This is a genomic window from Glaciecola sp. MF2-115 (assembly GCF_047250385.1).
Lineage (GTDB): Bacteria > Pseudomonadota > Gammaproteobacteria > Enterobacterales > Alteromonadaceae > Glaciecola.
The window spans coordinates 123,392-131,485 of record NZ_JBLBVM010000045.1 but is presented as its reverse complement, the minus strand read 5'-3'; the positions used below and the strand labels follow the sequence as shown (position 1 = coordinate 131,485).

The 8,094-nt window shown below is 40.7% G+C and carries 9 protein-coding genes, 1 tRNA gene and 1 pseudogene; 3 read left to right on the top strand and 8 right to left on the bottom strand.

Translation table 11 applies throughout. The features are described from left to right. Window positions 1-177 precede the first annotated feature (177 nt). Window positions 178-453, bottom strand: coding sequence for a type II toxin-antitoxin system RelE/ParE family toxin (locus ACKLNX_RS06560; RefSeq protein ID WP_412971718.1), 276 nt, complete (start codon window positions 451-453; stop codon window positions 178-180). Beyond that, window positions 446-697 (bottom strand): type II toxin-antitoxin system ParD family antitoxin, encoded by a 252-nt coding sequence (locus ACKLNX_RS06555; RefSeq protein ID WP_412971717.1) that lies wholly within the window; start codon window positions 695-697, stop codon window positions 446-448. Before ACKLNX_RS06555 ends, ACKLNX_RS06560 begins: the two co-directional genes overlap by 8 nt. Window positions 698-1,096: 399 nt before the next feature. Between ACKLNX_RS06555 and ACKLNX_RS06550 the strand changes: the two are divergent. Next, window positions 1,097-1,405 (top strand): annotated as a pseudogene (locus ACKLNX_RS06550) (tyrosine-type recombinase/integrase); the annotation flags it as partial. 409 nt (window positions 1,406-1,814) lie between these two features. Here ACKLNX_RS06550 and ACKLNX_RS06545 read toward each other — a convergent pair. Further along, entirely contained in the window at window positions 1,815-2,552 is a 738-nt protein-coding gene (locus ACKLNX_RS06545) for a hypothetical protein (protein ID WP_412971716.1), read from the bottom strand. 431 nt (window positions 2,553-2,983) lie between these two features. Between ACKLNX_RS06545 and ACKLNX_RS06540 the strand changes: the two genes are divergently transcribed. After that, complete coding sequence (locus tag ACKLNX_RS06540) at window positions 2,984-3,214, top strand: type II toxin-antitoxin system CcdA family antitoxin (RefSeq protein ID WP_411692835.1); 231 nt, start codon at window positions 2,984-2,986, stop codon at window positions 3,212-3,214. Further along, window positions 3,207-3,500 carry a CcdB family protein gene (locus tag ACKLNX_RS06535; RefSeq protein ID WP_412971715.1) on the top strand — a complete coding sequence of 98 codons (294 nt, stop codon included), beginning with the start codon at window positions 3,207-3,209 and terminating at the stop codon, window positions 3,498-3,500. The genes ACKLNX_RS06540 and ACKLNX_RS06535 overlap by 8 nt, the downstream gene beginning before the upstream one ends. Before the next feature lie 311 nt (window positions 3,501-3,811). Here the strand turns inward: ACKLNX_RS06535 and ACKLNX_RS06530 are convergent. The 5 genes from ACKLNX_RS06530 to ACKLNX_RS06510 all read right to left on the bottom strand — a co-directional run bounded on the left by ACKLNX_RS06530 (window position 3,812) and on the right by ACKLNX_RS06510 (window position 8,093). Next, a tRNA-Thr gene (locus ACKLNX_RS06530) sits at window positions 3,812-3,887 on the bottom strand. An 85-nt stretch (window positions 3,888-3,972) separates the two neighbouring features. Continuing rightward, a complete protein-coding gene (locus tag ACKLNX_RS06525; RefSeq protein WP_411692833.1) occupies window positions 3,973-5,112 on the bottom strand; it encodes a 5-(carboxyamino)imidazole ribonucleotide synthase in 1,140 nt (379 codons plus the stop codon). Continuing rightward, a complete protein-coding gene (gene purE, locus ACKLNX_RS06520; protein ID WP_411692832.1) occupies window positions 5,109-5,600 on the bottom strand; it encodes a 5-(carboxyamino)imidazole ribonucleotide mutase in 492 nt (163 codons plus the stop codon). Before purE ends, ACKLNX_RS06525 begins: the two co-directional genes overlap by 4 nt. Window positions 5,601-5,716: 116 nt before the next feature. Then, entirely contained in the window at window positions 5,717-6,937 is a 1,221-nt protein-coding gene (locus tag ACKLNX_RS06515) for an amidohydrolase (protein ID WP_412971719.1), read from the bottom strand. A 262-nt stretch (window positions 6,938-7,199) separates the two neighbouring features. After that, window positions 7,200-8,093 (bottom strand): prenyltransferase, encoded by an 894-nt coding sequence (locus ACKLNX_RS06510; RefSeq protein WP_412971714.1) that lies wholly within the window; start codon window positions 8,091-8,093, stop codon window positions 7,200-7,202. Window position 8,094: the final 1 nt, after the last annotated feature.

The following is an 8,094-nucleotide window of genomic DNA, read 5'->3' as shown; positions in this document are numbered from 1 at the left end:
TAACCTTCTGCTTTGGTTTACCGCTTAATTATACTAAATACACACATTGACTTGGATCACCTGCTAAGACTGTTTGATCATAAGCACAGCCTACTTAGTTCAAAAGGTGATCAAAACGGAGTTTTCACACAGTCTGGGATGTGTCCCGTCAGTTATTTTATGTCAGTCTAGTTATAGTTATACTGGATACTTGCGTATAACACGCGTTATCTCTATGAAGTTTTCGCGCTCGATGAAATAGATGGAATACGTTTGATAAATTGCTCTGCGGTATCCTTTTCGCACTTCATCTATTCGGGTAAATTGAACAGGATTATTAACTATTTTTGGAAACACGCGTTGTAGACCTTCATAAAACTCAATGGCTGCACGAGTTCCGAAATGTGCTTTGCCATATTCTAAGATGTCAACGAGGTCCATTTCTGCGGCAAAAGTTAGCCTGTAGTCAGGCATTTATGCGGCGCTTTTCTTTAAACTCCTGCAAAATTTTTTCAGCAGATTTCTTGGAATAGCCACTTTGCTCACCCATAATTAGCGCTTCTCTGATGACATTAATGTCTTCGTTTCGACGTTGCTCTTTGCGTATTAAATCTCTTAGTAATTCGCTATCACTAGCGTATTCGCCGCTTTTCAACTGACTTTGCATCCATTCATTCTGTGTATCAGTAACAGTGATGCTCTTCTTAATCATGCTCATAATTCACCCATCAGCTTTATCGGTAGTATTAAATACTATTATATACGGCATTTGTATTGCAATCATATTCTCAAAGTTTGCCGTTTATCTGAACCCTGGAGAATACTTATGTACCCAATTGCCGTTTATAAGAAAAAAGAGCCCTGGAATAAGGGGAAGCTCGTTGGTCAAAAACTAGCTTTGAAACAAAAGCGCCTTTAGCCATAAAAAAAGTGGGCAATTCGAATCAGGTTAGAAATTTCAGGGAACATAAGAGATCTAGCCTTATTTAGTCTTGGCCTAGATAGTAAACTTAGAGGTTGCGACCTTGTATCACTGCGAGTTAGAGATGTAGCGCTTGGAATGAATATTCAGTCGAGAGCCGCTATTTTATAACGAGAATAAACTCAACAAAAAACGGGAAGGCCTGATCAGTTTGAAATCACCAAGCAGACTCGAGAGGCTGTAAAGGCACTGATTCAGAAAGACGCTTTAGATAATTCCGACTATCTTTTTAAGTCTCGTATCAAGAATTCGCCACCCTTATCTACTAGGCAATATAGCCGTATTGTCGATGGTTGGGTAAACTCAATTGGGTTGGAAGGAACGCACTATGGCACTCATACAATGCGAAGAACAAAGCCCTCTTTGATCTACAAAAAGACTAAAAACATAAGGGCTTGTCAATTGCTTCTCGGTCATTCGAAATTAGAAAGTACGGTCCGGTAACTGGGCATCGAAGTTGATGACGCGCTAGAGATATCAGAGAGCATCGATATTTAAATTTACTGTATTCGCCAGCGGCGGCAATTGGATGACTCCTGAAGTTTGGCATTTGTGTTTTCAATCAGAATTAGCGACTATAAAAATACGCTGTTCAAATCCCTCGCATCCAAGTAAAGAAATGCCATGAAAATCCTAACTTGGATCGTCCGCTAAGACCGTTTGATCATAAGAAAAACCTGCTTAGCTCAAAAGGTGAACAATACCGAGTTTTCACAAAGTCTGGGGCGGAAGCGAACATTTCAAAATCATCAAACGGGAAAAATGGACAGTTTAATGGTTCGCTTGTAAAAGCTAGCCTAAACTAAATCTTGCCCAGATTAGAAAGCTTTTAAAAAGTTAGTGCAATTGCATGCTAGCGGTTTTCTCTAGCTAAGTCTTGCAATTGCTTGGTAACCGTTTCAAATTCTTCGATCGTTTGAATATAAACAGAGTGTATTCCTTCGAGCCTTTGTAGCCACTCTGTCATTAAGACTGGCATCTCTGGCTCAGATTGCAAACAGGTAAAATCAAAACGAATGGAGATTAAATCTTCGGGTATAGGCGCGTTGTCTGCTACAGGCTGTACTCCATTGATAACGGTACAACCTTGTATCAGCGGTATAATTTCCTCAATTCCAAGATTAAGAAACTCATAAAATGATTCTATCAATTGCAATTGATATCTAGCATTTAGCAATTGTGTTCGCTGCACTGGGTCTGCTATCAAGCTCATTTTCCCTGCCGAAATCATTTCATCTAACACAGCAGGGTTTTTGGGAGGGGTGAGGGAAAATAAACTATTCTTCATTAGTTGAGTAGCATCATCTTGGTCTATCACCTGCTCTGCAAGCAGCATAGAAGTTAAATTAATGCCGTTTCGAAGGAAACCATCATAAAACTCACTGTGTCCTTTGAGCGTATCAACTAGCGCTTCGTATTCAATGGCCAAGCGAGCATGATAAGCAGCGGCTTCATCATTTTGAGCACGTTTAGATGACCACTCTTGCACTTGCAAGCCCATATATACACCAACTACCACAATGAAAAAATCTAAAAAAACTGCGACCCAATTTTGCTCTCTGAGGTGTTTGGTTATGCTAAGTATTCTCAATTTTCTGGCCTTTTTGATTATTCTGTTCAACGCTTTAAATCTAAAGCATACGCTAGTTTATTGCCCAAGTGAAAATAGTTGTTAGCCATCAAAGAGACAGTATATGTTGAATATGGATTTAAATGACTAGCCTTGCAAATTATGTATTGACAGCTTTCCAATAGATTTGAAGTTATATCTATTTTCAAAAAAGTTTCAAGTTTCGAAACGCGTACACATTGATCGTTGAACCCATTAAATCTCTTCGTCAGAAAATGGCATAAACTTCATCGTCAGGATTACCACTCGACTGTCCGCAGTTGAATGGTTGCTGATATACCTATTGTAATCAGGTAATAAAAGTAACACTTATACTCTTAATATTGAATACGTAGTTAAAATGACTTATCATTGCGCGCACAATTTATGCGCATTAATTAAGTGGTGGTTTTATGCCTCAAAAATCTGCTTGCAATACAACAATCAATAGTGATTTACTTAAAACCGCCAAAGCTCTGAATATAAAACTTTCTGTTGTCTTTGAATCTGCTTTGGAAAAAGAAGTTTCTATTAGAAAACAGGCTCAATGGATGAAAGAGAATAAATTAGCTGTTGAACTTCACAACCAAGAAATTCTAAAGCTGGGAACCTTTTCAGAGTCTATTGGACAACTAGATGATTGAGCAGTTTCACATTTATAGTTACTCGTCCCAACTGGTTGTTGTTTTGACAAACACAACTTTTAACGATGTAGAATCCCTATTAGTTGCACCCTTGAAAAAGCAATGTAGGACGTTAATTCGTCACCTCCAAATCCCTTGTAGCCTAGCAGGTGAGGAGCATTATATAGACCTTCTTGATATAGCGACCGTGTCGCAGAAAAATCTCAAAGCGAGTAAGTTTTCGCACATTACTCAAAAGCGACAAGACATAAAGTATGGTCTTGATCTGCTTATTGATGGTTTTTAACTAATACGACCTCAAAGTCTGCAATTGGATGTTTTTGCCTGCCAAAACATTAAGTCAAAAAAATTACATGCAAAATGCCGAGTTACAAGTAACGACCGTTAAATGGGTGTGAGTTCAACCGGTCAGCCAAGGTAGCTTGAGCTTCCGCTTTAGGCTCAAATCTACATACATGCTTATGTGTGAGAATGGTGCCGACTACCGGAATCGAACTGCTGGCTCTAATGTAGCTACTGATTTATCAGTAGGTTGCCAGTTCGTGCTTGTTTGTGAAGTTAATGCTTGAGTGTGAAGTTAATGCTTGAGTGTGAGAATGGTGCCGACTACCGGAATCGAACTGGTGACCTACTGATTACAAGTCAGTTGCTCTACCAACTGAGCTAAGTCGGCACACTAAAACAAAGACTCTTGCTCTTGCAAGAAGGGTGCGTATTTTAGGGATACGGCTTTGATTGTCAAGCCTATCTTTTAATTTTTAACTTTTTTCCAATCTCGATGCTTCCCCAACTAATTTTGGGAAATGTTCAAGTGGTAAAAATTCAGTCAAATGTATCAATTTTTCGCCTAAGCTCGCATGTGATTTGGCCACCACATTGATGTGACCCATTTTACGCTTTACTCTCACTTCCTTTCCATACCAATGCAAATGTGCATTGTGAATGCCGATTAAGTCTCGGCTGAATGAAGAACATCCAATAATATTGACCATAGCACTTACACCAATCAGTTCCGTGCTGCCCAAAGGTAAGCCTAATACTGCGCGTATATGCTGTTCAAACTGGCTGGTTGAACAGCCTTGTTGCGTCCAATGGCCTGAGTTGTGAACTCGCGGTGCGATTTCGTTTACATAAAGTTCGTCACCACATTGGAACAACTCAACCGCTAAAACACCTACGTAATCTAGTGCAGAAGCGAGCTTCTCAAATATCTCATTCGCTTTTTTCTGCAGTGCATCGTTATGGTTAGTAATGGGTGCTACCGAAACATGCAATTGGCCTTCATGGTGCAAGTTTTCTGCTAGACTAAAGCAGGCTATTTCACCCTCTTTATTTCTTGCGCCAACTAGCGATATTTCACGATCAAACTGCATCATTCGTTCCGCGATCAAAGGGACTTTTTCTAGATCGAGTAAAGAGAATTTTTCACGTAAACCAACTAAATCAGCTTTGCTACTCATACGCCACTGACCATAGCCATCGTATCCATCACGACTTGCTTTGAAGATGACTTTCTCGCCTAATTTCGCAACAAGGCCATCAAGTTGGTCTATATGATTAATTATTACATGATCGCAATTTGGAATGTCGTTTTTGATAAGTAAGGCTTTTTCGCGAACACGATCTGCACCCGTTAAAATTGACGCGACGTTCGGGAAAAGCTTTCCACTTTTATCAGCATCTAACAAAAGGTGCTCAGGAACATGCTCGAACTCAACGGTTATTGCGTTTGAATTCTGGATAGCGTTTCGCAATGATACGCCAGTCGGCTTTTTCGACACGGGGTTAACAACTGTTTCAGTTGCAACATCTACAGCACTGACAATCACTCCTAAAGGAGCCGCTGCCAAATACATCATTTGGGCTAACTGGCCTGCACCGTAAACTAAAACTCTCACTCGTCTAATTCCAATGTTTGCTTGCTCATTACTGTTTCAGTTTGTGCTTGCCTAAAGGCAATAATAGCATCTCGAACTTTCGGTTCTTGCAAAGCGATAACTTGCGCCGCTAACAGTCCCGCATTTGCGGCACCTGCTTCACCGATCGCAAGCGTCCCAACAGCTACGCCTTTGGGCATTTGAACTATTGAAAGAAGAGAGTCTAGACCATTTAATTGGCTTGAGCGCACCGGACAACCAAAAACTGGAAGGTGTGTATGTGCGGCAATCATACCAGGTAAATGCGCTGCGCCGCCTGCGCCTGCAATAATAACTTGCACGCCTTCACTCGCTGCATTTTCAGCAAACTCAACCAATAAATTTGGGGTACGATGGGCTGATACCACTTTTGCTTCAAACGAAACACCAAGCGATTTCAGCATCAGTGCTGCTTTTTGCATCGTAGGCCAATCGGATGTTGAACCCATTACAATTGCAACTTGCGCCATTTTAATTTCCACTTTAGTCAGATTTGGCTAAAAATCATTCAATCGATTTTTTCGAGCCATTAAAAAAGCACGATATTATACGCAATATCGTGCTTTTTTATATAGATATTTACCGCTTATTTTGAGCTATTCATATAATCCAATGTCATGTTAGTCAAAAGTTTCACACCTAGCTTCATACCACTGTCATCCACAAAGAACTCTGGAGTGTGGTGAGCGGGCGAATCTTCTTCTGAAACATTCAAAGGCTTACCACCAACCCAAAGGTAAATTCCTGGTATTTCCTTTTGGAAGAATGAGAAATCCTCAGCGCCAGTTACCGCTTTTGAATCAATCACATTTTCCTTGCCAGCAGTGCGGATTAGTGTTGGCAACACTTGGTCCATAAGGGCATGATCATTAAAGGTAATTGGGTAGCTATAGTCCAACGGTAAAATCACTTCAGCTTCGGCTCTCATGCTGTCAGCGATACCTTTTACCTTGCGTGGAATGGCTTCATACATGTGCTCTCTAGCCACTTCGTTTAGTGTGCGAATTGTTCCCACTAAAGTCACTTCATTTGGAATAATGTTCGAACGGTTACCGCCGTGTATAGAGCCAATTGTGACTACTGCAGCGTCATCAATCACTTTTATTTCGCGACTGACAATAGTTTGTAAGGCCATAATAATTTGAGCCGATGTGGTAATAGGGTCGACGCTCTTCCAAGGGTACGCACCATGAGCTTGCTTACCTTTTACAATGATTTTAAAGGGATCTACGGCAGCCATAATACCACCGTGCTTGTAGCGAACTTTACCCACATCCGTGTTAGCGCTTATGTGCAATCCGAAAATGACATCAACATCAGGGTTTTTCAAAACACCTTCTTGAACCATCACTTCTGCACCGCCTTTTTCACCCGCTGGTGCGCCCTCTTCCGCTGGTTGGAAGATGAATTTAACCTTGCCGTTCAGCTCAGATTTCATGTCCGTTAGGATCTTAGCCGCACCCATTAGCATCGCCATATGCGTATCATGACCACAAGCATGCATCACAGGAACTTCATTTCCGTCCAACATGCCAGTTGCCGTTGATTTGAATGGTAAGTCGTTTTGCTCGGGCACAGGTAGTCCATCCATATCAGCCCTTAGAGCGACTGTAGGACCAGGCTTTCCAGAATCTAAAATAGCAACCACACCTGTGGTAGCAACGCCTGTAGTCACTTCTAAACCTAAGCTTCTCAAATACTTTTCAACATACTTCGCCGTTTCGAATTCGCGATTCGATAATTCTGGGTTTTGGTGTAAATGGTGACGCCACTTAATTACATCAGGCTCTATTTTGTCAGCCATCATTGCCACGGAATCATGGTGTTCAGCGAAGGCACTTCCTGCAAGCGCAGTCAGCGAGATTGCAGTAAGTAAGGGAAGTAATCGGTTCATATAATTCATCTACCTTGAATAATGTATATTAGTGTCGCGCATTGCGTTTGCCGCATGCGAATTTGCTTAGCAACTATATAAGACAGTAGCTTAAAATTTATAAAATTACGAGCTTTTCAGATATTCTGCAACACGCTCAACGATGTATAAAACTTAGCTTAGACCTCTGAAAATATTACATCAACATTGTAAAAGCAGTAACACTTAAAGCAATCAAAACAGGCGTAAATATACTGATAGCTACGTTCTTTCCCATTAGCGAGAGCAGCTCAGCACTGTCTATTAAGATTGAGCTATTTGTAGTGCTCTTTATCAATTTAATACCAACGGCTATTGCTGCTAGGATCGGTAATAATCCAATAGTACTAACCAAGGGTAAAATACCAATGGCAACTAGCCAAATGAGAGTGACGAAACTCAATATGGCGAAAGCAAAGTAAACCTGGGCCGCGAACTTAAAGCCATATTTAATCAACAAATGCTTTCTGCCATGCGCACTATCGGCCTCGACATCCGGAAACTGATTAAGTAGCAGTAAGTTATTGACCAGAAAAAATGGCAGCAAACTCACAAGAAAAATATCAAATTCAAAGCTCTGTGTAAGTACAAAGTAGCTACCATTAACTAATAGCACACCAAAAGCCAGCCCTGGGGAGAATAGACATAAAAACGGTAAGCGATTAATCCACTTGGTATAAGTGATAATAATAAGCACACCAATCAAGCCAATAATCAGTAATTCTTTACCGACCATATGTGCCATTGACAAGCCCAGTGCACAGCAAATAAATAAGTTAAACAACGCAACGAAAAGCACCATTTTATCTGTGTGTGGATGGACAACTAAAGCACCGCTCCCGCCACTAAATGGCGTTTTTTTAGTTTTAAAATCGAGTCCTGAATGAAAGTCACTGTATTCATTTAACATGTTGACTGCAATGTGAGCACATATCGCGCCTACTGTGATCATACTTACCAACGACCATTGCAAGAAACCAGTCTTTTGATACACCAAAGCAAAGCTTAATAACAGACAGGCAGGCATCAATACTAGGAATGGTAAGCGCATA